A 25,335-nucleotide genomic window follows, 5' to 3' on the forward strand; every position below is an offset into this window, starting at 1 on the left:
TTAAAGGTTGGGGGCCAACAAGCGCTGCAGGTCTTTGACCTGCACGCCACTGCGCTGAGCAAGATCCTGCACCTGGTCGTCGCCCACTTTGCCCACGTTGAAGTACTGCGCATCGGGGTGGGCAATGTAGAAGCCGCTCACACTGGCTGCCGGTGTCATGGCCAAGCTCTCGGTCAGGCCCATGCCGATGTCTTCGCATTGCAGCAGCTCGAACATGGCTTGTTTGGCGCTGTGGTCGGGGCAGGCAGGGTAACCTGGTGCAGGGCGGATGCCTTGGTATTTTTCGGCAATCAGATCGTCGTTGCTCAGCGTCTCGCCAGCGGCGTAGCCCCACAGGTCGGTGCGCACCTTTTTGTGCAGGCACTCGGCCAAGGCTTCAGCCAAACGGTCGGCCAGTGACTTGAGTAGGATGGCGCTGTAGTCGTCGTGCGCGGCTTCAAAGGCCTCGGCGCGCTTGTCGGCGCCGATGCCCGCGGTGACGGCGAACACGCCCACATGGTCTTGACCTGTGGGCGCGACGAAGTCGGCCAAGCAGCGGCTCGGACGCACCACGCCATCAATGGCTTGTTTCTCGGTTTGTTGACGCAAGCCGCGCCAGGTCATGGCCACTTGGCTGCGCGAGGCGTCGGTGTAGAGCGCGATGTCGTCGTCATTCACGCTGTTGGCGGGGTACAAGCCCAGCACAGCATTCGCCGTGACCCAGCGGCCTTCGATGATTTTCTTCAGCATGGCCTGGCCATCGGCATACACCTTGCGCGCCTGCTCGCCCACCACTTCATCGTCGAGGATGGCGGGGAATGGGCCGGCCAAGTCCCAAGTCTGAAAGAACGGGCCCCAGTCGATGTACTGCGCGATTTCGGCCAAGTCGTAGTTCTTGAACACACGGCGGCCAATGAACTTGGGCGCAGCGGGCACGCCTTGTGACCAATCGATCGGCGTCTTGTTGGCGCGGGCCTGCGCCAGCGTCCACATCGGGGTTTGTTTTTTGTTGGCGTGCTGCTCGCGCACCTTGTCGTAGTCTGCGTTCAATTCGGCGATGAATTTGGCCGCTTGCTCAGACAACAAGCCCTGTGCCACACCCACGCTGCGCGAAGCGTCGGGCACGTAGACCACGGGGCCAGAGTAGTGGGGTGCGATCTTGACGGCGGTGTGCACACGGCTGCAGGTCGCGCCGCCAATGAGCAGCGGCATTTGACGTTCGCGGAAGTAGGGGTCTTTTTCCATCTCTGCAGCCACGTACTGCATCTCTTCGAGGCTGGGCGTGATCAGGCCAGACAAGCCAATGATGTCGGCGTTTTCTTCCTTGGCCTTGGCCAATATTTCGTGGCAGGGCACCATCACGCCCATGTTCACCACTTCGAAGTTGTTGCACTGCAAAACCACGGTAACGATGTTCTTGCCGATGTCGTGAACATCGCCCTTGACGGTGGCGATCACGATCTTGCCCTTGGCTTTGACGTCTTCGCCGGCAGCTTCCTTAGCAAGTTTTTCGGCTTCGATGTAGGGCAGCAAATGCGCCACGGCCTGCTTCATCACGCGGGCGCTTTTCACCACTTGCGGCAAGAACATCTTGCCTTGACCGAACAAATCGCCCACCACGTTCATGCCGTCCATGAGCGGGCCTTCGATCACATGCAGCGGGCGACCGCCCTTGGCCAGAATTTCTTGGTAGGCCTCTTCGGTGTCGTCGCTGATGAAGTCGGTGATGCCATGCACCAGCGAGTGACTCAAGCGCTGCGCCACACGCACGGGTGCATCGGGCGTGCCACGCCAGGCCAGCTTGGTGGTCTCGTCTTTGGCTGCGCCTTTGGCACTGTCGGCCACTTCGATCAAACGCTCGCCCGCATCGGGCCTGCGATTCAGCACCACGTCTTCCACGCGTTCGCGCAGCACCGGCTCGAGGTCGTCGTACACACCGACCATGCCCGCGTTGACGATGCCCATGTCCATGCCCGCTTGGATGGCGTGGTACAGGAACACGGTGTGGATGGCTTCGCGCACCGGGTCGTTGCCGCGGAAGCTGAAAGACACGTTGGACACGCCGCCGCTGACCTTGGCGCCGGGCAGATTGGCCTTGATCCAGCGCGTGGCTTCGATGAAGTCCACGGCGTAGTTGTCGTGCTCTTCGATGCCGGTGGCGATGGCAAAAATGTTCGGGTCAAAAATGATGTCTTCGGGCGGGAAGCCCACCTCATCGACCAGCACGCGGTAAGCGCGTTCGCAAATCTCGATCTTGCGTGCGTAGGTGTCGGCTTGGCCTTTTTCGTCAAACGCCATGACCACGGCCGCTGCGCCATAGCGCTTGACCAACTTGGCTTGACGTTTGAACTCGTCCAAGCCCTCTTTCATGCTGATCGAGTTGACGATGCCCTTGCCCTGAATACATCGCAGCCCAGCTTCGATCACCGACCATTTGGACGAGTCCACCATCACCGGCACACGGGCGATGTCGGGCTCTCCGGCCATCAGGTTCAAGAAAAGCACCATGGCCGCCTGGCTGTCGAGCATGGCTTCGTCCATGTTCACGTCGATCACCTGCGCGCCGTTTTCGACCTGCTGACGCGCCACGGCCAAGGCCTGCTCGTACTCGCCGTTCAAGATCATGCGGGCAAAAGCCTTGGAGCCGGTCACGTTGGTGCGCTCACCGACGTTGACAAACAGCGAAGCGGTGCCGATGGAGACAGGCTCCAGACCGGACAGCTTCATGGGGGGAACAGAAACGGTTTCAGACGCGACAACGGACACGGGCTCACCTTAGGCATTCAGGTGAGCGTCGTTGTGCAAAATCATTCAGACATTGAACGGCCCCAAGCCTGACCTGCTGCACCTAGACGGTGGCGGGCTGCAACGCTCCTTGGGGGTTGGCTGGATTTTAACCGGGTGAGGTCTCCATCCCAACCATCAGGTCGTCAAATGGCCAGACCGCCATCAGCATGGTCCAAAGCTTGCTTGTCCCAAAAGCATGCGCACCACCACCATTCCAGACCCCACACCTTCCGAGGCCCATTGGCGCGAGCAAGAACTCTTGCTCATGCGCGAGGTCATGAAATGGGTGGGCCGCAGCCTGGCCTCGGACGAGGTGTTGCGGGAGATGCTGCATTTGATGAGCGAGTTGCTGGGCCTGAACCGGGGGCGCATTGTGCTGCGCGACACACCGGCTGTGGGCGCCACCCAAGGCCCAGCCACCGCTTCGATCCGCCACGCCTATGGCCTGACGGGCATGGAGATGCGCCGGGGGGTGTATGCCGAGGGCGAAGGCATCACGGGGCGGGCGCTGCAAAGCGGTTTGCCCGCGATTGTTCAGGACATTGCCCACGAGCCCTTGTTTTTGTTCCGCTCCGTGGCCGCAGAGCAGTTTCCTGCCGAGACGGTGGCCTACCTGGCCTTGCCCATCACCCTGGGCAATACCACCGTGGGTGTGCTGGGCTGCCACCGCATTCGCAGCCGCCAGCGCCATTTGAACGACGACCTGGCCGTGCTCAAGGTGCTGGCCACCTTGGCAGGGCAAGTGCTGCACATGGAGCAACTGGTCAACGAGCAAACCCGCCATCTGCGGGCCCGCAATGCGGCCTTGTCGCAGGCGCTGAGCACACACGCAGCACGCTATGGGCTGATCGGCAGCTCTCCCGCTTTGTTGCAGGCCTTGTCCGAGCTGGAACGGGTGTCGCAGTCGCAAGCCACCGTGCTCTTGCTGGGCGAATCCGGCACGGGCAAGGAGCTGTTTGCCAGAGCGGTGCACCTGGCCAGCCCGCGCTCGACCCAGCCCTTCATCAAGGTGAACTGCTCAGCGATTCCTGACACGCTGTTCGAGTCAGAGCTGTTTGGCCACGAACGTGGCGCTTTCACCGGGGCGCACCAGGCGCGACCCGGCTGGTTCGAGCAGGCGCATGGCGGCACCATCTTTCTGGATGAAATCGGCGAGCTGCCTTTGCCCCTGCAGTCAAAACTTCTGCGCACCTTGCAAGAGGGCGCGGTGGTTCGGCTGGGCAGCCAGCGCGAAGTCAAGGTGAATGTGCGCCTGGTGGCCGCCACCAACCGCGACTTGGCCACCCAGGTGCAGGTCGGGCTATTTCGGCAAGACCTGTATTACCGCCTGAACGTGATCCCGATCCGGCTGCCGTCACTGGCCGAGCGCCTCGGCGACATCCGCGAACTGGCCCTGCACTTTGTCAACCGGGCCAACCAGACGCACCAGAAAAACGTCTACCTCAGCCCCGAGGCACTGGACACCCTGACGCAGCAGCCCTGGCCCGGCAACATCCGCGAGCTGGGCAATTGCATCGAACGCGTGGTGTTGCTGGCCGATCAAACTTTGCTCACCCCCGGGCAGTTGAAGCCTTTTTTGCCTCAAGCTTCGGCCACGCCAGTCCTCACGAGCACTGTTGCAAAGTCCGCAGTTGCCATGGCAGACGCTCTAGGGCCCACCACGACTCAGCCTCCGGCACCTGAGCGACCTGGCTCGGCGGGGCTGGGCGTGCGGCCTTACGAAAGCGCGCAATCGCACACGGTGCAGGTGTTGCAGCAAGCCCTGGACCAGCATCAGGGCAACCAATCCCGCGCCGCCCAAAGCCTGGGGCTGACTTTGCGCCAGTTTGCCTACCGGCTGCGCAAAGCCGGTTTGCGCTGATCGGACATTGTGTTGACACATTGTCAACACAATGTTCAAGCCCTCGGCCCATGCCAGCCCGGTGCTGCCACCGCTGCACCAAGCTGCAAGCCTCTTGAAAGCCAAAATCCCTTGTCAATGAAGCACTTGCGTGCTTCAAGGCTGCACCAGGGCCGCTGGCACGCAGCCCTGGCACGGCCTTTGCAAAATCAAGGTCACAGGCATCGCTGCATGCCCTGTTTTACAACCCTCAATGCCCAAGGATTTGACATGACCGACGCCGCCACCCTCGACAACCCCACCACCGTCAAAGCCTATTTGCGCCCCATCGACGCCCAGGGCCTGGCCACATTTGCCGCCGGCGGCAAAGCCAACCCAGCGCGGCGCGGCACCAACAAGGTCCACACCGTCATGGAGGGCCAATACCGCTCCTTGTCTTCGGTGGGCGACAAGCACACCGTGGTGGTCGACGAGCCACTGCACCTGTTTGGCGAAGACACCGCACCGGCACCCGGCGAGATCGTGCTCTCGGGTCTGGGCGGCTGCATCGCCGTGGGCGTCACCGCCGTGGCCACCTGGAAACGCGTCAAGCTCAGCAAGCTCGAAGTCTTTCTGGAGGGCGACATTGGCAACCCTGCCGCCTGGGGTGCAGGCGGCGCTTTGGAGATGACGCCACCCCAAATGGGCTTTCAGGCCATCCGCGTGAAGGTGTTGGTGGAAGGTGATGCCCCGCGCGAAGTGCTGGACGAGATCGTGCAACACGCCAACTTTTACTCACCCGTGGCCAACAGCATGCGCAACCCGATCCCCTTTGAGATCTCGATGGCCTGAGGCGTCCACAACGGCAGGTCCGGCTCTGTCGCACCCGCCCGTTGATTCTTGTCTTTAACCCTGCGGCCTGTGCAGGGCTCACCTTCATTCTGGAGCTTTCATGAACCCCGCCGACCTGCCCCCCGAACTTGCCGCCCGGCCCAAGCCGCTCATTGAGGCCGTGCGCGCCATTGCCCAAGGCCCATTGGCCCAGCAGGCACACGCGATCGATCGCGGTGCTTACCCAGAAGCTGTCCTGAAACAGTTGGCGGCGGCAGGCGCAATGGGTGCGCATTTGCCCCAAGCCGACGGCACCCCCGGCGACTTTGGTCTGGCCATTGCGGCCATGGCCGAAGCGTCCAGAGTGTGCGGGGCCACCGGCTTCATGATGTGGTGCCAATCCGTGGCCGGGCTTTACATGCAGGCTTCGGGCAATCCGGCACTGGCTGGCGAACGGCTGGCTCGCCATGTGCGCGGCGAGTCACTGGGCGGCACCGGCCTGTCCAACCCGATGAAAAGCTTCGCGAAAATCGAAGCCTTGCTGCTCAAGGCCACGCCGGTGGAGGGCGGTTACCGCATCAACGGCACTTTGCCCTGGGTCAGCAACCTGGCGGCAGACCACTACTTTGGTGCGATTGCTGCGGTCAGCACGGCAGACGAAAGCGCCAGCCGCGAGATCATGTTCATGCTGCGCTGCGATGCGCCAGGCGTGACGCTCAAAGCCTGCCCGGAATTTTCAGGGATGGAAGGCACTGGCACCTTCAGTGTGCATTGCAAAGACCTGTTTGTCGGCAAAGACGATCTGGTTGCCGACCCGGCCAAGCCCTTCATAGCGCGCATTCGCGGCGGCTTTGTGCTGCTGCAGTGTGGCATGGCGGCCGGCATCATCCAGGGTGCCATCGCCAGCATGTGGGCCGTCGAAGGCCAGCTCGGCCATGTCAACCAGTATCTCGAAGACCGGCCTGCCGATCTGCAAGCCGAATTCGATGCGCTGCTTGCCCGCATCATGAAGCTGGCCGAAACCCCGTTCGACGCCTCGACCGACTACTTCATCAACGTGCTGGACGCCCGCAGCCACTGTGCCGAGCTGTCCCTGCGCGCCGCCAACTCGGCCCTCATGCACCAAGGCGCACGCGGCTACCTGATGCAATCGGACGTACAGCGCCGCGTGCGCGAAGCGCAGTTTGTCGCGATCGTCACGCCCGCCATCAAGCACCTGCGCAAGGAAATGGCCCGCCTGAGTGCCCAGGAGATGCCCGCATGAGTGTCACCACCCCAAGCGCCAGCCTCGCACCAGCCGATGGCGCCTGGCAGCTCTACATTTGCCACGCCTGCGGCTACATTTACAACGAGCAAGATGGCGACCCCGACAGCGGCCTGTTGGCGGGCACGCGCTTTGCCGATATCCCCGAAGACTGGGCATGCCCTTTGTGCGGCGTGACCAAGTCGGACTTCGAGCTGTATGTTGCGCCAAACCTGAGCGCCCTTCAAAACAGTTCGGCCAGCATGGCGGGCGCCCACTTGGCTACCCAACGCTCGGCGCCCGGCATCGTGGTGGTGGGGGCGGGCAAAGCGGGCTGGCAACTGGTGCAAAACCTGCGCAGCCAATTGCCCGACACACCGATCACGCTGGTCACTGCTTGCGCTGGCGATGTCTACGACAAACCCCTGCTGTCGGTCGCCATGGCCCGCCAGATCCAACCCCAGGCGCTGGTCAAGGAAACCGGCAGCGAAGCCGCAGCGCGCTGGCAAGTGCGCCTGTTGGCGCACACCCAAGCGCTGCACATCTGCCCCGAAAGCCGCACACTGCGCACCACCCAAGGGCCCCTGCGCTACGCCCATCTGGTGCTGGCTCACGGTGCCGAGGCTGCTTTGCCTGCGCCCTTGCGCGCCGACCTGTGCTGGCGCATCAACCACCTACAGGCCTACCAGCGCTTTCAGGCTGCGCTGGGCCACACGCCCCGGCATGTGGCCATCGTGGGAGCTGGATTGATTGGCAGCGAACTGGCCAATGACCTGGCCCTGGGCGGACACCGCGTGACACTCATCGACACCCAAGCGCGGCCCTTGGCGCGCTGGACAGCTGACCAGGCAGGAGAACCTTTGCTGGCCGCATGGTCTGGTTTGCCCATCCACTTCATGGGCACGGTGCAACTGCAAGATATGCAGCGTCAGGGCGACCAGTACCGGCTGACCACCAGCGATGGACAAACCGTGATGGCCGATCAGGTGGTTGCCGCCACCGGCCTGGTCACGCCCACACGCCTGGCGCGCAGCGCGGACTTGGTTTGGCAAAACGGCATCGCCGTGGATGCACAAACCCTGCAAACCAGCGTGCCGCAGATCTACGCCCTGGGCGACTGCATCAGTGTGAACGGCCAGTCCAGCCGCTTCATTGAACCCATCTTGCGTCAGGCCCAGACGCTGACCGCAGCCCTGGTCTGCGCTGTCCAGCGCCAGGCGGATATGCGCGACAGCACCGTGCAGCCCTGCGTCCAGCCTTACGTTGTGCGCGATGCGGTAGTCCGGGTCAAAACCACTTCACTGCCTTTGTCCTTGCACTGATCGGTCCACAACAAAAAGCCGTGGTGACAGCGTTCACCACGGCTTTGGGATGCCCCGCAGGGCACAGCAGCTCAGTACTGTTTGTAAGGCAGAAACTTGCCCGACAACACCACATTCACCCGGTCACCCTTGGGGTCGGGTTGACGCACGATGTCCATGCTGAAGTCGATGGCGCTCATGATGCCGTCGCCAAACTCTTCGTGGATCAGTTCTTTGATGGTGGTGCCGTAGACGCTCACGATTTCGTACCAGCGGTAGATCAGCGGGTCGGTCGGTACCTGGCTGGGCAAGGAGCCTTTGTAGGGCACCACTTGCAGCCACTTGATCTCGTCGGCGCTCAAGCCAAAGATCTTGCCGATGATTTTGGCTTGCTTGGCGTCAAACGTCATTTGGCCCAGGCACCCGGCGGTGACCCATTCTTTGGACAGGCCGACTTTGTCGGCGACGTCGCTCCACTTGATGCCTTTGGCCACTTTGGTGGAGATGATTTTTTCGGTGACTTCTAAACGGTTCATGAAAGACCTCTTGAGGGGAGTTGAAGATAAATCTGGACAAAAGAAAGAATCAATGGGCTTTGGCGCGGGACACCAAAAAGTCGACGATGTGGTTGCGCATGTCGTAGTAGCCAGGCAGGTGGTGCAGCTGGGCGCGGGTGCGTTCGCGCGGCAACGGGTTGACCACCACTTCGGCCAAGCCGCCGGGCACATAGCTGCCACCCGACTCGTTGCCATTGCTCATGAGCAAGATGCGGTCGGACAACAAAATGGCCTCGTCCACGTCGTGTGTGATCATGAAAACGGTTTGCTGCGTCTGGCGCACGATGGTCATCAGTTCGTCCTGAATGGTCCCGCGCGTGAGCGCATCGAGCGCGCCAAAGGGCTCGTCGAGCAAGAGCATCTTGGGCTGAATGGCAAAGGCACGGGCAATGCCCACGCGCTGCTTCATGCCGCCCGAGAGCTGGCTGGGTTTTTTGTCGATGGCGTGCAACAAGCCGACCATGCCGACGTGCTTTTCCACATGCAGATTGACCTGAGGCGTTTTCCAATCGGGCCACTTTGACCGAACAGCAAACGCGATGTTTTGCCGCACGGTGAGCCAGGGCATGAGCGCATGGCTTTGGAACACCACGCCGCGCTCCAGGCTGGGGCCCGCGATCTCGCGGCCGTCCATGAAGGCATGGCCTTCTGTGGCAGTGTCCAAGCCAGCGAGCACGTTCAAGATGGTGGTCTTGCCGCAGCCCGAATGGCCGATGATGCAGACAAACTCGCCCTTGTCGATGTTGAAGGACACGTCGGAAAACACCGGCTTGTCGCTTTGATAGGCCTTGCCCAGTTTTTCGATCTTGAGGAAAGCGTTCATGGCTTGGGCCTTGGGTTGAGGTGCAAAAATTTCTGCGGGCAAAGGCGCGATCAGCTCGCGGTCGCTGGTGTCACTCCACATAGGTCACCGCCTTTTGCAATTGCGCAAACGCCAGGTCCAGCAGCATGCCCACCAGGCCGATCACCAAGACTGCAAAGATCACGTTCACCAGCGAGAGGTTGTTCCACTCGTTCCATACGAAATAACCCACACCTGTGCCACCGACCAGCATCTCGGCGGCCACAATCACCAGCCAGGCAATGCCCATGCTGATGCGCATGCCGGTGACGATGGTGGGCGCTGCGGCAGGCAAGATGACCCTGAAGGCTTTGCGCAACGGTGTGACTTCCAGCGTACTGGCGACGTTGAGCCATTCACGCTTGACGGAGGCCACGCCAAAGGCGGTGTTGATCAACATGGGCCAGACCGAGCAGATGAAGATGACGAAGATGCCGCTCACATCCGAGTCTTTCAGCGTGTACAGCGCCAGCGGCATCCAAGCCAGCGGGCTGATGGGCTTGAGCACCTGGATGAAGGGGTCAAACGCCTTGCGCATGAGGGGCGACATGCCGATCATGAAGCCCACCGGCAGCGCCACCAGTACGGCCAAGAAAAAGCCCAGCGCTACCCGACCCAAAGAATGCGCCAGCTGGATGCCGATGCCTTTGTCGTTGGGGCCTTTGTCATAAAAAGGATCGGCCAGGTGGCCCAGCATGGCCTTGCCCACTTCCAGAGGTGGCGGAAAGCCGGTGCTTTTGACAGCGCCAGGGTCCTTGCCCATCATCTTCTGGTACTCGATCTCTTCGGCCGTCATGCCTGACTTGGCGGCACCGGCCACGGTTGGCGCGGTGGCCGACAGCTGCCACGCCCCCAGAAACACCAAGAACATGAGCAGCGAGACCATGGCGGCCCGCAAATTGAGGTGCGTGGTTTTCATGGTGCTTCAACCCATCTTGTGAATCGCAAAGGTCTTGAGGTATTCCTCGGGTTTGGCCGAGTCAAACTCTTTGCCCATGATCTTGTGCTTGGGGTAGGGCGTGGTCGCCGCAAAACTCTGACCCAGCTCTTTCATGTGCTTGCGTGCATCGGTGATCAGGAACACCTTTTCGGCGATCTGTTTGTAGTCCACTTGGCCCTTGATGTAGCCCCAGCGCTTCATCTGCGTGAGCATCCACACGGCCATGCTTTGCCAAGGCATGGGGTCAAAGTCAGCGCGGTCGGGCACGTTCACGACCTTGCCCAGGCCGTCGGCAAATTTGCCGGTCAGCACCTGGCTGAGCACGGCTTCAGGCTGGTTCAGGTACTGGGCAGGCGAGATGACTTTGGCGATCAGCTCGCGGTTGCCCGGCTGTCGCGCCATGGCTGCAGCGGTGAGCACGGCACGGTAAAGCGCAGCAAAGGTGTTGGGGTTCTTCTGGATGAACTCGGTGCTGGTGCCAAAAGCGCAGCAAGGGTGACCGTTCCACAAGTCCTTGGTCAGCACATGGATGAAGCCGACTTCGTCGAACACCGCACGTTGATTAAAAGGATCAGGTCCAAGGAAACCGTCGATGTTGCCGGCACGCAAATTGGCCACCATCTCGGCGGGCGGGATCACGCGGATCTGCACATCGGTGTCGGGGTTCAGGCCGCTTTCAGCCAAGTAGTAGCGCAACAGGAAGTTGTGCATCGAGTAGTCAAAGGGCACGCCGAACTTGAAGCCCTTCCAGTTCTTGGGATCGCGGTTGTCCTTGTGGCGCAGGCTCATGGTGATGGCCTGCCCGTTGATATTCTGGATGGTGGCCACGTTCATGGGCGTGGCGTTGGCGCCCAGCCCCATGCTGATGGCCAGGGGCATGGGCGAGAGGAAATGCGAAGCGTCGTATTCCTTGTTGATCATCTTGTCACGCACGAGGGCCCAACCTGCGGTCTTGGTGACTTCAACATTCAGGCCTTGCTTGCTGTAAAAGCCCAAGGGATGCGCCATGATCAGCGGAGTGGCACAGGTGATCGGGATGAAGCCAATCTTCAAATTGGTTTTTTCCAGCGGGCCTTTTTCCTGTGCCATGGCTTGCAGGCTGGCCATGGGCAGCACACTGGCAATGGCGGCCATGGCGGTCTTTTTGCCCACAGCGCGCAAGAACATGCGACGCTCCTCGTCTTGCGGAAACAAGGCCTTGACCAAGGTCGCTTCGATGAACTCCTGGCTGTAAGCCTCGAACCCGGCCGTTTCCGAGCGCGCACGCAACTGGGCGGCAGCGGCATCAGCAGCCACTGCTGCATGGTGGTCGGCAGGCGAATGGTCCCGACCGCAGCTGCACTTGAGCATCAGGGGGCGGTCGGCGTTGTACGGATCAAAGAATTCAGACATGGCAACCTCGCTTTGTTGAAGATGCTCAGGTCTATGCAAGCTGCGGGCCAGAAATCGTTGAATGCGTGCCATCGGTGGGGCACGGCTTCATTTCGTGAGGGGCTTGTCGAAGCCTTGTAGGGCGGCCCCTACAAATGCCACGGCGCAATTGCCTTGTAGTAGGTCGGCGGCTTCAGCCCCGACATGAACCCATGCCTGCTCAACCGCGTCGGAGCTGAAGCTCCGACCTACAAAAAGACGCCAACAGTGGTGCAAGCGCTCACTGGATCGATCAACAAGCCCCGCTCAAGCTTTGCGCATACAAAGCCAGCTCCACATCGTTCTTGGTGCCGGTCTTTTCCAGGATGCGTGCACGGTAAGTGCTCACGGTATTGGGGGCCAGGCTCAGTTGTGCACCAATTTCGCTCACGCTGTAGCCTTGCGTCAACAAAAGATAGACCTGGTGCTCGCGGTGCGAGAGCAACTCAATCCCGCTTTTGGTGCGGCCCTTGCTGACCAGACTGGCCAAGGCCTCGGCGGTGGCTGGCGAAACGTGCATGCCCCCCGCTGCAACGCGGCGCAAAGCAGCGATCAAGTCGTCCGGGTCGGTGCTTTTGTTCAAATAACCCGATGCCCCCAGCTGAATGCAGCGCACCGCGTATTGTTTTTCGGGGTAGGTGCTGAGCATGAGCACGGGCAGCCCTGGCCAGTCGCGCCGCAAGATTTGCAACACATCCAGCCCGTCCATGCCGGGCATGGCAATGTCCAGCAGCACCACGTCCAGCCCTTGCGGGCCTTGCAAGGCTTGCACCGCGTCCAGCACACCGGGGCCCGTGTCGGCCTCAGCCACCACCTGCAGACCCGCGTCATCGGCCAGCACCATCTTCAGTCCCTCGCGCACGATCTTGTGGTCGTCGCCCAGCAGCACGCGCACGGCGGCACTCATGGCGCGCCCTCCCAACTTGGCAAGGGCATGGACAGCCGCATGCGGGTGCCCCGCCCAAGCTGGCTGTCGATGTCGATCGCCCCACCGAAATGGCGCGCCCGCTCACGCATGCCCATGACGCCATACGCCTGCGCCGATTCAAACGCCCGCGCCTCGGCGCCGCAACCGTCGTCTTCGACCGACAGGTGCAGCCAGTCCTCGCGCTCGACGATGTCCACGTCCACCGTCCGGGCCTGCGCGTGTCGGCCCACGTTGCTCAGCATCTCCTGAAAAATACGGAACACCGCCATGGCCATGGGTTCGGGCAACACGCGTTGCTCGTTCACCTCCATGCACCATTTGAGTTCTTGCTCGGCCGACTGTACAAACTCTTGCGCTTGCCACTCCAGCGCACCCCAAAGCCCTTGGTGATCCAAGATGCTGGGGCGCAGGTCGGTGATGATGCGGCCCACATTGACCACCGCGTTTTCGATCAAGCGGCCCATGTTCTGACACTTGCCCCGCATCTTTTCGCGCATGCTTTGCGCCTCAAGGGCTGAGCGCTGCTCTTGTTCGGACAAACGCTTGTCCAGCCAACCCACATCCATCTTCAAGGCCACCAGCAAGCTGCCCAGTTCATCGTGCACCTCGCGGGCAATGCGGGTGCGCTCTTCTTCGCGCACCGCGTCCGACCAAGCCGCCAGCTCGCGCACTTGCTGCAAAGCGGTTTCCAGCGCTTGTGTGCGCTCGGCCACGCGCTGCTCCAACTCGTTTTTGGCTTGGTGCAAAGCAGCTTCCGCCCGCTTGCGCTCGGTGATGTCTGCAAAAGTCACCACAGCGCCACGGACTTGGCCCTGGTCAAACACCGGGTAGCTGGAATAGGCCACCGGAAAGCTGCTGCCGTCTGCGCGCCAAAACACTTCGGTGTCGATGCGGCAAGGCTCGCCCTTGCGAAACGCGTTGTAAATCGGGCAATCGTCCAAGGGGTAATGCGTGCCATCGGCATGGGCGTGGTGCGTCAGCACATGCATGTTCTGCCCCAACACCTGCTGCTGCGTCCAACCCAGCAGACGGGCGCCAGCGGGGTTGATGAAGACGCACAGCCCCTCCAAATCCACCCCAAAAACCCCTTCGCCTGTGGATTCGAGCATCAGGCCCAAAGGGTCGCGCCAAGCGTCGGTGACGGGCATGTGAGCGGGGTTGCTGGGTGTGGCGGTCAAGGCAGGCGTCAATTCAAGGTGCATGGCCATGACAAGCAAGCCGTGTGCCATCTGTGGGTCTTTGGCTTGGCTCAGCCCTGACAGCGATCGCTCAAGGCGCCTGGGGTCTTGTCGCCTAAGGCAACGGGTGCCCTTTTGCCGGCACACGACAATAGCGCTTTATGGCTGTGAATGGATTGTTGATCGGATGCGCATGACCCCCGTACCCATTGCCCTGCTGCAAGGCGCCTCGAACTTCCGCGATGTCGGTGGCTACCGCAATGCCGATGGCCGCCGCGTGCGGCGTGGCCACGTGTTCCGCTCAGACCATCTGGCGGGATTGACGGACGAAGACCTGGTGCGCCTGCAATCGCTGGGCATCGGGCACAGTCTGGATTTTCGAGGAGCGGCCGAGTACACAGCCACGCCCTATGCCATACCGGGTGTGCAGCGCGTGGCGCTGACCATCGAGCCCACCGTGATCGCCCGCATGCAGTCCCTGGTGGCGCAAGGCATCGTGCCCACCACCGAGGAAACCGTGGACCTGATGCGCGAGACCTACCGCGATTTTGTGAACCACAACGCCACCACCTTTGGCCGGTTTTTGAAGCACCTGCTGGAGCAGCCCACACCGCAGGTGTTTCACTGCACCGCAGGCAAGGACCGCACGGGTTTTGCAGCGGCGCTGCTGTTGTCCGCTTTGGGCGTGGACCGCGCCACCATCGAACACGACTACCTGCTCACCAACCAGCTCTACAAACGCGACGCTCGCATGGAAGGCCAAGGCCACCCGCATGTGATGAAGGTGCTGTGGCAGGTGCAGCCCGAGTTTTTGCAGGCGGCTTTTGATGCGGTCGATGCGCAGCACGGCGGCATGCGCGACTACCTGCACGGGGCCGTCGGTCTGAGCCCCCAAGAAACCAAAGCCTTGCAGCAGTTGATGCTGGAAGATGGACACGCCGGAGCCACCGCATGAACGAATCCCAAGCCCGTGAAGAAATATGCCGCGTCGGGCAAAGCCTGTTTGCCCGAGGCTATGTGCACGCCACCGCCGGCAACATCAGCGTGCGGCTGGACGATGGCTTTTTGATCACGCCCACCGACGCCTGCTTGGGTTGGTTGGACCCGGCCCGGTTGGCCAAGCTGGACCTTCAAGGCCAGCAGATCAGCGGTGACAAGGCCAGCAAAACCATGACCTTGCACCGTCAGATTTACGCTGCAGCCTGTCTGCATGCACCCTCCACGCGCTGCGTCATCCACACCCACAGCACGCATGGCGTGGCGCTCAGCCTGAATGCCACCGGACCTGAATTGCTGCCGCCCATCACCCCTTATTTCGTGATGAAGGTCGGTCATGTGCCACTTACCGCCTATCACCACCCCGGCAGCCCTGCGGCGGCGCAAGAAGTGGCCAACCTGATTGCCCATTACGAGGCACAAGGAACGCCGATTCGGGCCGTGATGCTGCCGCGTCTGGGGCCCAATGTGTGGCACGACACGCCTGGGGCGGCCATGGCCACGCTGGAAGAACTGGAAGAAACGGCGCGTTTGATGGTGTTGCAGCCCCAAACCCCCGCGCTGGCTGAACACGAACTGCAAAAATTGCGGGATACCTTCGGGGCGCATTGGTAAACCTGCCCACAAGGCCAGCTCAGGGCGCTTCGTTCTTTTTCAGACTCAAAGCCAAGTCGTAAAGCTGGTTTTTCGATTCGCCCGTGATCTCTGCCGCCAGTTTGACGGCGGTTTTCAAAGGCAGCTCGGCCAACAGCACCTGCAAAACCCGAAGTCCTTCACCCTGTGTTGCCGCCACGGGCGCGTCGTGCAACACCAAGACAAACTCACCGCGCTGACGGTCGGGTTTTTCGGCCAACCAAGCGGGTAAGTCTTGCGCGGCCAAGGTGTCGATTTGCTCGAACTGCTTGGTCAATTCGCGCCCCACGGTGATGCGGCGTTCGCCCAGCACCGACAGGGCTTGGGCCAAGGCTTCGATTCGGTGCGGTGCCTCCAGCAGCACCACCGCGCGGCTTTCTTGCGCCAAAGCTTGCACCGCCTGCTGCCGCTCGGTCGATTTGCTGGACAAAAAGCCCCTGAAGACAAAACCTTCATCCCCTGTCATGCCCGAAGCACTGAGGGCTGCGGTCACGCTGCTGGCACCCGGCAAGGGCAGCACCCGGTATCCCGCTTGCCGCACCGCCGCCACCAAGCGGGCACCGGGATCGCTGATGGCGGGTGTACCCGCATCGCTCACATAGGCCACCCGCTCGCCCTGGGCCAGGCGAAGCAGGACATTTTGCGCGGCCTCGGCTTCGTTGTGCTGGTGCACCGCCAAGAGCTGTGAGCCCGGGCGGTCCAGGCCATAGGCACGCAGCAGCTGCTGGGTGTGACGGGTGTCTTCGCAGGCCACCACATCGACTTTGGCCAACACATGGAGCGCGCGCAGGCTGATGTCAGCCAGGTTGCCAATGGGGGTGGCCACGACATACAGTGTGCTGGCCGGGTGATTTTGCGATCCGGCAGCGTCGTGCGCAGCCTCCAGGGCTTTGGCGAACGAAGCAGACAAGGGAGACGGAGTCAATGCAATTCCTCAAAAAAGACGCGGTGGGACAGACCACCAAAGCCCGAGGCGATGCGGGCGAAGACGAGGCGCTGGCCTATTTGCAGGGGCACGGCTTGCGCTTACTGCAGCGCAATTATCGGACGCCCGGCCGAGGCGGCGGTGAAATCGACCTGATCATGCAGGCAAGCGACGGCACCGTGGTGTTTGTCGAGGTGCGCAAGAGGAGCCGCAATGACCACGGCGGCGCGGCCGCGAGCATTGGCCACGTGAAGCAGCGGCGCATTATTTTGGCGGCCCAGCATTACCTGCTGCGCTGGCGTCGCTTGCCTGCGGTCCGATTTGATGTGGTCGCCATTGAGACGGCAGGCCCGCTGTGGCTCAAGGCGGCTTTTGACGCCAGCTGAAGCACCTCTCTTGGCCGCCAACACACCTACTTGTAATGGGATTTGACCGCTCTCGCGAGAAACGGCCTGGGTCTCGGGGTTATCATCGCCAGCGCATGCTCGACCTTCGAATCCAACAACACTTCATTGACAGCGCAGATTTGCACTACCAGGTGGCCGAAACTTTGGCCAAACCGGTGGATGCGGCCGTGCAAGCGGTTTTGGCATCGGTCACCGGTGGCGGCAAGGTCTTGGTGGGCGGTATGGGATCGTCCAGCGCCTTGGCCCAATACCTGGTGAACCTGTTGGTGGGTGGTTTTGAACGGGACCGTCCAGGTCTGGCCGCTGTGTGCTTGTCTTCTGACGCCCTGATGGCCACCCGCTGGAGCGATGGTCAAGCCTTGGCCAAACAAATCTTGGCGCTGGGCCAGACGGGCGACGTGTTGGTGCTGATCAGCATCGACGGCAGCGAAGCAGCACTGGTCCAAGCCGTGCAAGCGGCCCATGAGCGAGAGATGAGCGTGCTGGCCTTGACCGGTCACCAAGGCGGCGCTTTGGGGCGCCAACTGCGCGAAACCGATGTGCATGTGTGTGTGCCCCATGAGCGGGCGGCACGAATTTGTGAAGTGCAGCACTTGGTGCTGCACTGTCTGTGTGATGGAATCGATACCCAATTGTTGGGCGAACAGGAGCCTCTTTAAATGAAACGCAATCTTCAATCTCTGGTGTTTTCGGGTGCCGTTTTGGCTGTGGCTGTGACGGGCTTGTCAGGCTGTGCACCCTTGCTCTTGGGCGGGGCAGTCGCCACGGGCATCATGGTCACCGACCGCCGCACCTCGGGTGCACAGGTAGAAGATCAGGCGATTGAGATCAAAATTGCCTCCGCCGTGCGCCAAGAGTTGGGCGATCGCGTCCATTTGAACGTGACCAGTTTCAACCGCAAAGTGCTGCTGACCGGCGAGGTCACCACTGCGGCCGAAAAAGAGCGCATCGAAAAAATTGCACAGAGCCAGGAGAACGTGCTGTCGGTGGTCAACGATTTGGCACAGATGCCAGCCAGCTCCTTGACCCAACGCTCCAAAGACACGGTGATGACCAGCAGGGTCAAGGCTGCCTTCATTGATGCCAAAGACCTGCAGGCCAATGCCGTCAAAGTGGTCACCGAGCGCGGCATCGTGTACCTGATGGGCCGTGTCACCAGCCGCGAAGCCAAACGGGCCACCGACATTGTGCGGGGCATGGGTGGGGTGGTGAAAGTGGTGCGGGTGTTTGACGAAATCTCGGAAGAAGAACTCAAGCGTTTGAGCCAGCCCACCACCTCGCGCTGAGGCGCTGAATCCCATCAAAAAAACGACCCTCGGGTCGTTTTTTTGTGCCCAGACCGACAGGATCGGTATGGGTGCCAAAACCGCTCAGCGCAAACGGCGGATCAAGCTGGAGGTGTCCCAGCGGCCGCCACCCATTTTTTGTACATCGGCGTAGAACTGATCGACCAATGCGGTGACGGGCAAACGGGCACCATTGCGCTTGGCTTCGTCCAGCACCAAACCCAGATCTTTGCGCATCCAGTCCACCGCGAAACCAAACTCAAATTTATCGTCGGCCATGGTCTTGCCCCGGTTGTCGAGTTGCCAGCTTTGAGCAGCACCTTTGCCGATCACGTCCAGCACCTGGTGCATGTCCAGACCCGCTTGCTGGCCGAAGGCAATGGCTTCGGACAAGCCTTGCACCAAGCCCGCGATGCAGATCTGGTTGACCATCTTGGCCAACTGACCCGCACCCGAAGCACCGAGCAGGGTGAAGGCCCTCGAAAACGCCATGGCCGCAGGCTTGACTTGGTCAAACGCCGCAGCATCGCCACCGCACATCACGGTGAGCATGCCGTTTTGCGCGCCCGCTTGGCCGCCAGAGACCGGGGCGTCGACAAAGTGCAAGCCCAGCTTTTGGGCCTGGGCATACAGCTCGCGGGCCACTTCGGCAGAGGCGGTGGTGTGGTCCACAAAAATCGCGCCAGGCTTCATGCCGGCAAAAGCACCGTCTGGGCCCAACACCACGCTGCGCAGGTCGGCGTCGTTGCCCACGCAGGCGAACACGATGTCGGCACCCGCAGCGGCTTCGCGCGGAGTTGGCGCTGTGGCGTTGCCAGGGCACTCGGCAGCCCAGGCGGCTGCTTTGGCGGCGCTGCGGTTGTACACGGTGACATGGTGGCCAGCACGGGCCAAATGGCCCGCCATGGGGTAGCCCATCACGCCCAAGCCCAAAAAGGCCACTTTTCGGGCGGGGCTGGCTTCGTAGGTTTTGGCGGCAATCTGGCTCATGGTGGTCTCTTTTGGAAGTGAATAAAACGGCTAATTTAGCAGTGTGTCGGTGTTCTGGCGCGCAACGGGTGCTTTAGGCTGACCGATGGGCGACACGGGGGGTTTGGTACGCTCGAGGCCATGAACACTTCGATTGCCGACAACATCTCACGGGTCCGGGCACAAATGGCTGCCGCTTGCCAATCCAACGGCCGCGACCCGGGCAGTGTGCAGCTGTTGGCCGTGTCCAAGACCTGGAGCGCCGATGCGGTGCGCCAGGCCCATGCGGCAGGGCAAACCGCTTTTGGCGAAAACTACATCCAGGAAGCGGTGGACAAGATCACCACCTTGCGGGATTTGCCACTGGTTTGGCATTGCATCGGCCCGATCCAGAGCAACAAGACGCGCTTGGTGGCCGAGCACTTTGACTGGGTGCACAGCATCGACCGCCTCAAAATCGCCCAGCGCCTGTCCGAACAACGCCCCGAGCACCTGCCGCCTTTGCAGGTGTGCATTCAGGTGAATGTGGACGGGGGCGAGACCAAGTCGGGCGTGAGCCCACCAGACCTGCCCGCGCTGGCGCAGGCCGTGGCCACCTTGCCGCGCTTGCAGTTGCGCGGCCTCATGACCATCCCTGAACCTGCCGAGACCGAGGCGCAGATGCGCACCGTGCACCGCCAGGCCAAAGACCTGTTCGAACAGTTGCGCGCTCAAGGCCTGCCGCTGGACACCTTGTCGATGGGCATGAGCGCCGACATGGCGGCGGCCATTGCCGAAGGCAGCACCCTGGTGCGGGTGGGCACGGCAATTTTTGGCCAACGCTGACCACGCGAGACCGGTTTTCAGGCCCCTTAGCTCATGTGCAAGCGGAACACGCTGCGGCGCTCACCTACCGGCACACCCGCCACATTCAGCAGCACCTGCGCACGCCAGGGTGCCAGTGCTTGGCGCTGCGCATCGTCCAGCCAACCCAACTGGTCCAGCGCCTCCACGGTGGCGGCAAACAGAGCCGCCTTATTGCCGTCCATGATTTTGATGGCCAGGGCCTGACCACGCGAACGGCTGCCCACCACCTGCACGCCGTCCGCGCCCACCTTGGTCACCCAATCGCCACGGCCAGCCCGCATGAAATCGGCATCGTTGCGCCCGGTGCCCGAGACCAGCTCAGGGTGTGCGCTCATGGCTTGGCCCAGCTGTTGCAGGCTCTCGCCATACAAGCTGTCCGACTCAGGCTTCGCCAGCCGGGCATAACTGCGTGCCAAGCGTGACAAAGGCATGGCGTAGTTGGGGGCCGAGCAGCCATCGATGCCCAGTGCCAGTTCCTCTTCCCTCAAACCGGCCAGATGCGCCACGGCCTGACGGATGCTTTGCTGCAAGGGGTGGTCCATCTCGGTGTAGCTGTCGGTGGGCAGTCCGTGTTGGACGCAATAGGCCAGAAAACCGCTGTGCTTGCCGCTGCAGTTGTGGTGCCGCTCGTCGTAGGCCAGGCCTTCGGGCACGGGGCGGTCGAAAAAGGTGAACCGGTAAGGCACATGGCAACCGCAGTGCATCTGCCGCGTGCTGCTGCCACTTTTGCGCAGGATGGAGGTGACCTGCTCAACGTGCATCTCTTCGCCGTTGTGGCTGGCACACATCATGGCCAGCTCCTGCGTTGTAAAACCAAAATGCACCACGCCGCCCGAATGCACCAGCGGCAAGGCTTGCATGGCCTTGAGGGTGGAGCGGGTGAAGCACAGCCAGTGCGGGTTGCCCGCCTGAGCCAGCACGCGACCTTCGGTGTCGGTCACGGCCAGTGCGCCCATGTGCACGCATTCCTGGATACCGTTGCGGGTCAGCTCGATCAGGGGTTCAAAGTTCATGGCGGGGGTTTCAGAAGTTCAAAATGGCCCAGTCTAAATTGTCCCGAACTTGACCCCCTGTCGCACGGGCAGCCCCGCACAATGAATGGATGCAAAACATCCTTTCTCCTTTACAGGCGCAACTGGTTCAATGGTTGGTGGCCCCCGGTGCAGACGTGGCCGCTGGCGACGTGTTGGTGATTCTGGAAGCCATGAAGATGGAACACGAAATCCGCGCCAACCAGGCCGGGCGTGTGGGCGAGCTTTACTTTCAGGCAGGCGAGGCAGTGGCAGAAGGCGAGGTGCTGGGTGTGCTCATGCCCTTGGCCGAGGCTGCCCCCCAGACCGAGGCCTTTGCCGCCAGCTCGGCTACTGCCCCCCTTTCTAAGGACCGCGCTGACCTGAAAAAACTACAGACTCGTCTGGCCTTCACCCACGACGCGGCACGCCCCGAAGCCGTGGCCAAGCGCCACGCCTTGGGGTTGAGAACCGCCCGCGAAAACATTGCCGACCTGTGCGATGCGGGATCATTTGCCGAGTACGGCGCTTTGGCCGTGGCGGCGCAAAGCCGCCGCCGCAGTGCCGACGACCTCATGCGCAACACACCGGCCGACGGCATGGTCACCGGTATTGGCTGCGTGAATGGCCAACGCGTGGTGGTCATGGCCTATGACTTCACGGTGCTGGCGGGCACACAAGGCATGCGCAACCACCAAAAGACCGACCGCATGCTGGGCGTGGCCTTGCAAAACAAGCTGCCCGTGGTGCTGTTCGCCGAAGGCGGCGGCGGCCGCCCTGGAGATGTCGATGTCGCCATCGTCGCGGGCCTGAACCTGGCCACCTTTGCCACGTTTGCCCGCCTCAATGGGCAGGTACCGGTGGTGGGCGTGGTGGCGGGGCGCTGCTTTGCAGGCAATGCCGCTTTGCTGGGCTGCTGTGACGTCATCATCGCCACTGTCGGCAGCAACATCGGCATGGGCGGACCGGCCATGGTCGAAGGTGGGGGCTTGGGCGTGTTCAAGCCCGAGCAGATTGGCCCAAGCGACGTCCAGCACGGCAACGGCGTGATCGACGTTTTGGTCGATGACGAAGCGCAGGCCGTCGCTGCGGCGCGGCAATACCTGTCGTTTTTCCAGGGGCTCACCCAGACCTGGCAAGCGCCTCCAGCCGAGGCCCTGCGCCATGTGGTGCCCGAAAACCGTTTGCGCGTGTACGACACCCGCACGGCCATGCAGGGCATCGCCGACGAGGGCAGTCTGTTGCCTTTGCGCACCGGCTTTGGTTTGGGCATTCACACGGCACTCGCCCGCATTGCGGGTCGACCGGTAGGCGTGCTGGCCAACAACCCGCTGCACCTGGGTGGCGCGATCGACGCCGATGCCGCGGACAAAGCGGCGCGTTTCATGCAACTGTGTAACGCGCATGGGTTGCCCATCGTGAGCTTGGTGGACACGCCCGGCTTCATGGTCGGCCCCGACACCGAAGCCACGGCGCAGGTGCGCCACGTCTCGCGCATGTTTGTGGCGGCCGCGCACCTGCGGGTGCCACTGCTCAGCGTGGTGCTGCGCAAGGGCTATGGCCTGGGCGCGATGGCCATGACCGGCGGCGGCTTTCACGAGACCTTGAGCATGGTGGCCTGGCCCACCGGCGAGTTTGGCGGCATGGGCCTTGAAGGCGCGGTGCGCTTGGGTTACCGCAAAGAACTGGAAGCCTTGCCCGAAGGCCCCGAGCGGGAAGCCTTGTTTGAGCAGTTGCTGGCGCAGCAATACGACAACGGCAGCGCCATGAACATGGCGGCCACGCTGGAGATTGATGCGGTGATCGATCCGGCCAGCACCCGCGACTGGCTGGTGGCGGGCTTGGCGGCGGGGCGGGTGCGACCTGCTGATGGCGCGTTGGCGATTGACACCTGGTGAAGGGGCTCTGCCCCGCCACACTCAGAGGTCTTGCAGAGCCACACTGATCTGTTGCTGAAACAGGTTCTCGTCAGCCAAGGCTTTGGCATTGAGCAGCGCAAGTTTGACAAGGAACAACTGGGCCTTGTCTGCGCCTGCTTGGTCAATGGCGGTGGCCAGTGCGTCGTAGACGGTTTCAAGCCCGCCGATGGTGAGTTGCTGGTCGCTCATGGTGTTCCTTATTGCGGTAGCGCGGTGACAAGCGCGGCTTGCAGACGCGTGGCGTCGAGCGTCAGCCAACGCGCACAAACGTGCTGGTCGGGGCGCAGCAAATACGCGCCACCATGGGCCGGAACGCCGTAGCGCGCACGCAGGTGACCGTCGACGTCAGGCAAGTGTTTGTCTGCTCCCGCCACAAGCTGGGCCGCACCGACCGCGATCACTTTCAAGGGCATGCCTTTGGCGCGCGCAGCGCCAATCACCTCTTGCAGTGCTTCTGGCAGGTCGTTGGCGGTGAAATACAGCAGGTCAAAACCACCCCCCAGGTGGTCGAGCAAGAAGTCTCCCTCGCCAACGCTGGCACCCAAGCGCACGTTTTGCGGCGGCGCGCCGTGCGCCGGGCCATTATTGAACAGGGCGTTGTCGTCGTCCCTGCAGTTGAGCATGGAGTGGGTGTATTCATGGGGCCGCGAAGTGCGCCAGTGGTAGAGCGGTCGCACGAACTCTTGCGTGAGGGAAAGCGACAGCACCGCGTCGCGCAACAACCGAAAGCCGGGGCTGGGCGGGGCCATGAAACGGGTGCTTTTGCCCGCCTCGGTGATGATCTCGCGCGCCGCGCCCACCCGCTCGGTACTGTGATTGGCCAGCAGCTGTGGGCCCGCCAGTCCTTTGACCACAAAGGCCAAGTGCCAGCCCAGCGACTGCGCATCTTGAAAAGCCGTATTGGCCCCGCGCACACCAAAGATGGGCAGCAGGTGCGCCGCGTCACCGGTGAAGATCACGCTGCCGTGCACAAAGTCAGGCAGCGTGAGTGTGCGGGCCGAATAGACCGATGACCAGTCCATCTCCCACTTCAGACCCGCGTGGCCGATCATGGCCAGTTGTGCGTCGATGCGGGCCTTGAGCGATTCGGGGCGCAGCGCCTCTTCGGGTGTTTCTCCCGGAGGCAATTGGTAATCCACACGCCAAATGCCATGAGGCTCGCGGTGCATCAAGATGGTGTTGCCGGGGTTCCACTCAGGGTCAAAAAAAGCCAGGCGCTCGGTGGGGAAAGGCAAGTCGATCTTGATGTCAGCGATCACGAAAAAACCTTCGTAAGACGCGCCTTCCATCTGCAGGTTCATGGCACTGCGCAGACCTGAGCGTCCCCCGTCAGCGGCCACCACCCAGTCGCTCTCCAGCGCATAGGGCCCTTCAGGCGTGTCGACTTCCAGCACGGCGTAGCCGTCCTTCTGGTCGATGCCATCCAGCTTGTTACCCCAGCGAAAATCGATCAGCGGGTTGGCTTTGCAGGCGTCGTGCAGGTACTCCTCCATGAACTGCTGTTGCACGTTGATGATCGGAAAAAACCGGTCATCCGGGTCGTGCGGCGCTTCCATGCGAAACACGCGCTGGCCCCGGTAAAACGAGTTGCCAAAACGCCAGGGCAGACCGCCTGCCGTCATGCGGTCGGCCACGCCCACTTGTTGCAGGATTTCCATCGAGCGGCGCGTGAAGCAGATCGCGCGGCTACCCTGCGAAAACTGCAGTTCAGACGACAGCACCACGCTGGGCACGCCATGGCGCGCCAGCTCCAGCGCCGTGACCATGCCGGCAGGCCCTGCGCCAACGATCACGACTTTTTTTCGGTCTTGCGAAGGGTGTACAGAGGCCAGCCAAGGTTTAAAAACCTCGTACTGGTAATAGATCGAGGGCCGGGCTTCGCGGGTAGGGGTATGCATGGTGTGATGTCCTTGAATGGGCTTTAGCGGGGCCGCTTGTTTAATTTGCGGGCTGCACGGACGTCCATGGCATCGGCAGGGCAAGGGGCCGTAACAACGCCCGGTCTGGCATGGGCAATCAAGCGGTCAAAGAGGGTGCTCAAAGCGCTTTGGTCCTGGTCCGTCAGGCAGCCAAAAATCTCTTGGTTGCGTTGGTGGATCATGGCCATGGCGCGCCCAAAGACTTCCCGTCCGGCGGGCGTCAGCGTCAGCACCACGCCGCGGCCATCACCGGGGTGGTCAGCTTTGAGCACCAGCCCTTGATCGACCAGCGCTTGGGCGGCGCGGCTGGCTTGGCCTTTGTTCAGGTTGGCCTTGTCGGCCAGCTCTTTCACCGACAAGGGCTCAAACGTGCCAATGGTTGTCAGGCACCGCCCGTCGCTCATGGACAAGCCCGTACGCTCCGGATAGACCGACTGGCTGTCCATGTCAGTCAGCTTGTGCAGCTGGTGCAAGCGGTAAGTCAGCGTGCGGTCGAGTGGCACGACAGATTTGCCCACCTTTAGCGATGTGGGTGAGGGTGATGTGGTCATGAGTCAAACGGGATTTGACTGAATTGTAGGTAAAACTGGTTGCGCTCGCAACCAAATAAA

Annotated in this window: 23 protein-coding genes, 1 pseudogene and 1 riboswitch; of the genes and pseudogenes, 11 read left to right on the forward strand and 13 right to left on the reverse strand. The window is 61.9% G+C overall.

What is annotated here, in order from left to right; all coding sequences use genetic code 11:
* Positions 1-2,706, reverse strand: coding sequence for a methionine synthase (gene metH, locus ABWQ00_RS03300; protein ID WP_353237244.1), 2,706 nt, complete (start codon positions 2,704-2,706; stop codon positions 1-3).
* A gap of 55 nt (positions 2,707-2,761) precedes the next feature.
* Positions 2,762-2,862: riboswitch (S-adenosyl-L-homocysteine riboswitch) on the reverse strand.
* Between the two features lie 100 nt (positions 2,863-2,962).
* Between metH and ABWQ00_RS03305 the strand changes: the two genes are divergently transcribed.
* The 4 genes from ABWQ00_RS03305 (at position 2,963) to ABWQ00_RS03320 (ending at position 7,981) form a co-directional block, all read left to right on the forward strand.
* Positions 2,963-4,627: a sigma-54-dependent Fis family transcriptional regulator gene (locus ABWQ00_RS03305; RefSeq protein WP_353237245.1), complete on the forward strand. Its 1,665-nt coding sequence runs from the start codon at positions 2,963-2,965 to the stop codon at positions 4,625-4,627.
* A 249-nt stretch (positions 4,628-4,876) separates the two neighbouring features.
* The gene (locus ABWQ00_RS03310) at positions 4,877-5,437 is read left to right on the forward strand and encodes an OsmC family protein (RefSeq protein WP_353237246.1); all 561 of its coding nucleotides are present in this window, start codon (positions 4,877-4,879) and stop codon (positions 5,435-5,437) included.
* Between the two features lie 100 nt (positions 5,438-5,537).
* On the forward strand, positions 5,538-6,680 hold the full coding sequence (locus ABWQ00_RS03315) for an acyl-CoA dehydrogenase family protein (protein WP_353237247.1): 1,143 nt from the start codon (positions 5,538-5,540) through the stop codon (positions 6,678-6,680).
* Entirely contained in the window at positions 6,677-7,981 is a 1,305-nt protein-coding gene (locus ABWQ00_RS03320) for an FAD-dependent oxidoreductase (RefSeq protein ID WP_353237248.1), read from the forward strand. Before ABWQ00_RS03315 ends, ABWQ00_RS03320 begins: the two co-directional genes overlap by 4 nt.
* A gap of 71 nt (positions 7,982-8,052) precedes the next feature.
* Here ABWQ00_RS03320 and cynS read toward each other — a convergent pair whose 3' ends face one another.
* The 6 genes from cynS to ABWQ00_RS03350 form a co-directional block, all read right to left on the reverse strand.
* The gene (gene cynS, locus ABWQ00_RS03325) at positions 8,053-8,496 is read right to left on the reverse strand and encodes a cyanase (protein WP_353237249.1); all 444 of its coding nucleotides are present in this window, start codon (positions 8,494-8,496) and stop codon (positions 8,053-8,055) included.
* Positions 8,497-8,545: 49 nt separating this feature from the next.
* Positions 8,546-9,421, reverse strand: a complete 876-nt coding sequence (locus tag ABWQ00_RS03330; protein WP_353237250.1) for an ABC transporter ATP-binding protein — start codon at positions 9,419-9,421, stop codon at positions 8,546-8,548.
* Positions 9,411-10,277, reverse strand: coding sequence for a nitrate ABC transporter permease (gene ntrB / locus ABWQ00_RS03335; protein WP_353237251.1), 867 nt, complete (start codon positions 10,275-10,277; stop codon positions 9,411-9,413). The genes ABWQ00_RS03330 and ntrB overlap by 11 nt, the downstream gene beginning before the upstream one ends.
* Positions 10,278-10,283: 6 nt before the next feature.
* Positions 10,284-11,690 (reverse strand): CmpA/NrtA family ABC transporter substrate-binding protein, encoded by a 1,407-nt coding sequence (locus tag ABWQ00_RS03340; RefSeq protein WP_353237252.1) that lies wholly within the window; start codon positions 11,688-11,690, stop codon positions 10,284-10,286.
* Positions 11,691-11,961: 271 nt separating this feature from the next.
* On the reverse strand, positions 11,962-12,615 hold the full coding sequence (locus tag ABWQ00_RS03345) for a response regulator (RefSeq protein WP_353237253.1): 654 nt from the start codon (positions 12,613-12,615) through the stop codon (positions 11,962-11,964).
* Complete coding sequence (locus ABWQ00_RS03350) at positions 12,612-13,865, reverse strand: sensor histidine kinase (RefSeq protein WP_353237254.1); 1,254 nt, start codon at positions 13,863-13,865, stop codon at positions 12,612-12,614. Before ABWQ00_RS03350 ends, ABWQ00_RS03345 begins: the two co-directional genes overlap by 4 nt.
* Positions 13,866-14,007: 142 nt before the next feature.
* On the opposite strand from ABWQ00_RS03350, the gene ABWQ00_RS03355 reads away from it, so the two are divergent.
* A complete protein-coding gene (locus ABWQ00_RS03355; RefSeq protein ID WP_502908062.1) occupies positions 14,008-14,769 on the forward strand; it encodes a tyrosine-protein phosphatase in 762 nt (253 codons plus the stop codon).
* Positions 14,766-15,425 carry a class II aldolase/adducin family protein gene (locus tag ABWQ00_RS03360; RefSeq protein WP_353237256.1) on the forward strand — a complete coding sequence of 220 codons (660 nt, stop codon included), beginning with the start codon at positions 14,766-14,768 and terminating at the stop codon, positions 15,423-15,425. The genes ABWQ00_RS03355 and ABWQ00_RS03360 overlap by 4 nt, the downstream gene beginning before the upstream one ends.
* 19 nt (positions 15,426-15,444) lie before the next feature.
* Here ABWQ00_RS03360 and rsmI read toward each other — a convergent pair whose 3' ends face one another.
* Positions 15,445-16,353, reverse strand: a complete 909-nt coding sequence (gene rsmI, locus ABWQ00_RS03365) for a 16S rRNA (cytidine(1402)-2'-O)-methyltransferase (protein WP_353237424.1) — start codon at positions 16,351-16,353, stop codon at positions 15,445-15,447.
* A gap of 14 nt (positions 16,354-16,367) precedes the next feature.
* Here rsmI and ABWQ00_RS03370 point away from each other — a divergent pair, with 14 nt between their 5' ends.
* The 3 genes from ABWQ00_RS03370 to ABWQ00_RS03380 all read left to right on the forward strand — a co-directional run bounded on the left by ABWQ00_RS03370 (position 16,368) and on the right by ABWQ00_RS03380 (position 18,061).
* Entirely contained in the window at positions 16,368-16,754 is a 387-nt protein-coding gene (locus ABWQ00_RS03370; protein WP_353237257.1) for a YraN family protein, read from the forward strand.
* Positions 16,755-16,849: 95 nt separating this feature from the next.
* Positions 16,850-17,434: an SIS domain-containing protein gene (locus ABWQ00_RS03375; RefSeq protein WP_353237258.1), complete on the forward strand. Its 585-nt coding sequence runs from the start codon at positions 16,850-16,852 to the stop codon at positions 17,432-17,434.
* On the forward strand, positions 17,435-18,061 hold the full coding sequence (locus ABWQ00_RS03380) for a BON domain-containing protein (protein WP_353237259.1): 627 nt from the start codon (positions 17,435-17,437) through the stop codon (positions 18,059-18,061).
* Positions 18,062-18,145: 84 nt separating this feature from the next.
* Here the strand turns inward: ABWQ00_RS03380 and ABWQ00_RS03385 are convergent, their stop codons facing one another.
* Positions 18,146-19,051 (reverse strand): NAD(P)-dependent oxidoreductase, encoded by a 906-nt coding sequence (locus tag ABWQ00_RS03385; protein ID WP_353237260.1) that lies wholly within the window; start codon positions 19,049-19,051, stop codon positions 18,146-18,148.
* A 120-nt stretch (positions 19,052-19,171) separates the two neighbouring features.
* On the opposite strand from ABWQ00_RS03385, the gene ABWQ00_RS03390 reads away from it, so the two are divergent.
* Entirely contained in the window at positions 19,172-19,855 is a 684-nt protein-coding gene (locus ABWQ00_RS03390) for a YggS family pyridoxal phosphate-dependent enzyme (protein WP_353237261.1), read from the forward strand.
* A 26-nt stretch (positions 19,856-19,881) separates the two neighbouring features.
* Here ABWQ00_RS03390 and ABWQ00_RS03395 read toward each other — a convergent pair whose 3' ends face one another.
* Positions 19,882-20,889, reverse strand: coding sequence for an asparaginase (locus ABWQ00_RS03395; protein ID WP_353237262.1), 1,008 nt, complete (start codon positions 20,887-20,889; stop codon positions 19,882-19,884).
* Positions 20,890-20,951: 62 nt separating this feature from the next.
* Between ABWQ00_RS03395 and ABWQ00_RS03400 the strand changes: the two are divergent.
* Positions 20,952-22,784, forward strand: a pseudogene (locus ABWQ00_RS03400) (carboxyl transferase domain-containing protein); the annotation flags it as partial.
* Between the two features lie 21 nt (positions 22,785-22,805).
* Here the strand turns inward: ABWQ00_RS03400 and ABWQ00_RS03405 are convergent.
* From ABWQ00_RS03405 to ABWQ00_RS03415, 3 genes are read right to left on the reverse strand one after another with little or no spacing between them, the layout of a single operon-like run.
* The gene (locus ABWQ00_RS03405) at positions 22,806-22,994 is read right to left on the reverse strand and encodes a DUF2783 domain-containing protein (protein ID WP_353237263.1); all 189 of its coding nucleotides are present in this window, start codon (positions 22,992-22,994) and stop codon (positions 22,806-22,808) included.
* A gap of 8 nt (positions 22,995-23,002) precedes the next feature.
* Entirely contained in the window at positions 23,003-24,703 is a 1,701-nt protein-coding gene (locus ABWQ00_RS03410; RefSeq protein ID WP_353237264.1) for an FAD-dependent monooxygenase, read from the reverse strand.
* Positions 24,704-24,726: 23 nt separating this feature from the next.
* The gene (locus ABWQ00_RS03415) at positions 24,727-25,275 is read right to left on the reverse strand and encodes a MarR family winged helix-turn-helix transcriptional regulator (protein WP_353237265.1); all 549 of its coding nucleotides are present in this window, start codon (positions 25,273-25,275) and stop codon (positions 24,727-24,729) included.
* Positions 25,276-25,335: the final 60 nt, after the last annotated feature.

Source organism: Limnohabitans sp. (genome assembly GCF_040400975.1).
In the GTDB taxonomy this organism is placed as follows: domain Bacteria; phylum Pseudomonadota; class Gammaproteobacteria; order Burkholderiales; family Burkholderiaceae_C; genus Limnohabitans_A.

Bases quoted from the DNA above. Each gene is read 5' to 3' on its own strand.
- ABWQ00_RS03305 (WP_353237245.1), top strand. From the start codon at position 2,963: ATGCGCACCACCACCATTCCAGACCCCACACCTTCCGAGGCCCATTGG.
- ABWQ00_RS03380 (WP_353237259.1), top strand. From the start codon at position 17,435: ATGAAACGCAATCTTCAATCTCTGGTGTTTTCGGGTGCCGTTTTGGCT.
- ABWQ00_RS03375 (WP_353237258.1), top strand. From the start codon at position 16,850: ATGCTCGACCTTCGAATCCAACAACACTTCATTGACAGCGCAGATTTG.
- ABWQ00_RS03395 (WP_353237262.1), bottom strand. From the start codon at position 20,889: ATGAACTTTGAACCCCTGATCGAGCTGACCCGCAACGGTATCCAGGAA.
- ABWQ00_RS03340 (WP_353237252.1), bottom strand. From the start codon at position 11,690: ATGTCTGAATTCTTTGATCCGTACAACGCCGACCGCCCCCTGATGCTC.
- ABWQ00_RS03405 (WP_353237263.1), bottom strand. From the start codon at position 22,994: ATGAGCGACCAGCAACTCACCATCGGCGGGCTTGAAACCGTCTACGAC.
- ABWQ00_RS03360 (WP_353237256.1), top strand. From the start codon at position 14,766: ATGAACGAATCCCAAGCCCGTGAAGAAATATGCCGCGTCGGGCAAAGC.
- ABWQ00_RS03390 (WP_353237261.1), top strand. From the start codon at position 19,172: ATGAACACTTCGATTGCCGACAACATCTCACGGGTCCGGGCACAAATG.
- metH (WP_353237244.1), bottom strand. From the start codon at position 2,706: ATGAAGCTGTCCGGTCTGGAGCCTGTCTCCATCGGCACCGCTTCGCTG.
- ABWQ00_RS03385 (WP_353237260.1), bottom strand. From the start codon at position 19,051: ATGAGCCAGATTGCCGCCAAAACCTACGAAGCCAGCCCCGCCCGAAAA.
- ABWQ00_RS03410 (WP_353237264.1), bottom strand. From the start codon at position 24,703: ATGCATACCCCTACCCGCGAAGCCCGGCCCTCGATCTATTACCAGTAC.
- ABWQ00_RS03345 (WP_353237253.1), bottom strand. From the start codon at position 12,615: ATGAGTGCCGCCGTGCGCGTGCTGCTGGGCGACGACCACAAGATCGTG.
- ABWQ00_RS03310 (WP_353237246.1), top strand. From the start codon at position 4,877: ATGACCGACGCCGCCACCCTCGACAACCCCACCACCGTCAAAGCCTAT.
- ABWQ00_RS03315 (WP_353237247.1), top strand. From the start codon at position 5,538: ATGAACCCCGCCGACCTGCCCCCCGAACTTGCCGCCCGGCCCAAGCCG.
- ABWQ00_RS03370 (WP_353237257.1), top strand. From the start codon at position 16,368: ATGCAATTCCTCAAAAAAGACGCGGTGGGACAGACCACCAAAGCCCGA.
- cynS (WP_353237249.1), bottom strand. From the start codon at position 8,496: ATGAACCGTTTAGAAGTCACCGAAAAAATCATCTCCACCAAAGTGGCC.
- ntrB (WP_353237251.1), bottom strand. From the start codon at position 10,277: ATGAAAACCACGCACCTCAATTTGCGGGCCGCCATGGTCTCGCTGCTC.
- ABWQ00_RS03350 (WP_353237254.1), bottom strand. From the start codon at position 13,865: ATGGCACACGGCTTGCTTGTCATGGCCATGCACCTTGAATTGACGCCT.
- ABWQ00_RS03415 (WP_353237265.1), bottom strand. From the start codon at position 25,275: ATGACCACATCACCCTCACCCACATCGCTAAAGGTGGGCAAATCTGTC.
- ABWQ00_RS03355 (WP_502908062.1), top strand. From the start codon at position 14,008: ATGACCCCCGTACCCATTGCCCTGCTGCAAGGCGCCTCGAACTTCCGC.
- ABWQ00_RS03330 (WP_353237250.1), bottom strand. From the start codon at position 9,421: ATGTGGAGTGACACCAGCGACCGCGAGCTGATCGCGCCTTTGCCCGCA.
- ABWQ00_RS03320 (WP_353237248.1), top strand. From the start codon at position 6,677: ATGAGTGTCACCACCCCAAGCGCCAGCCTCGCACCAGCCGATGGCGCC.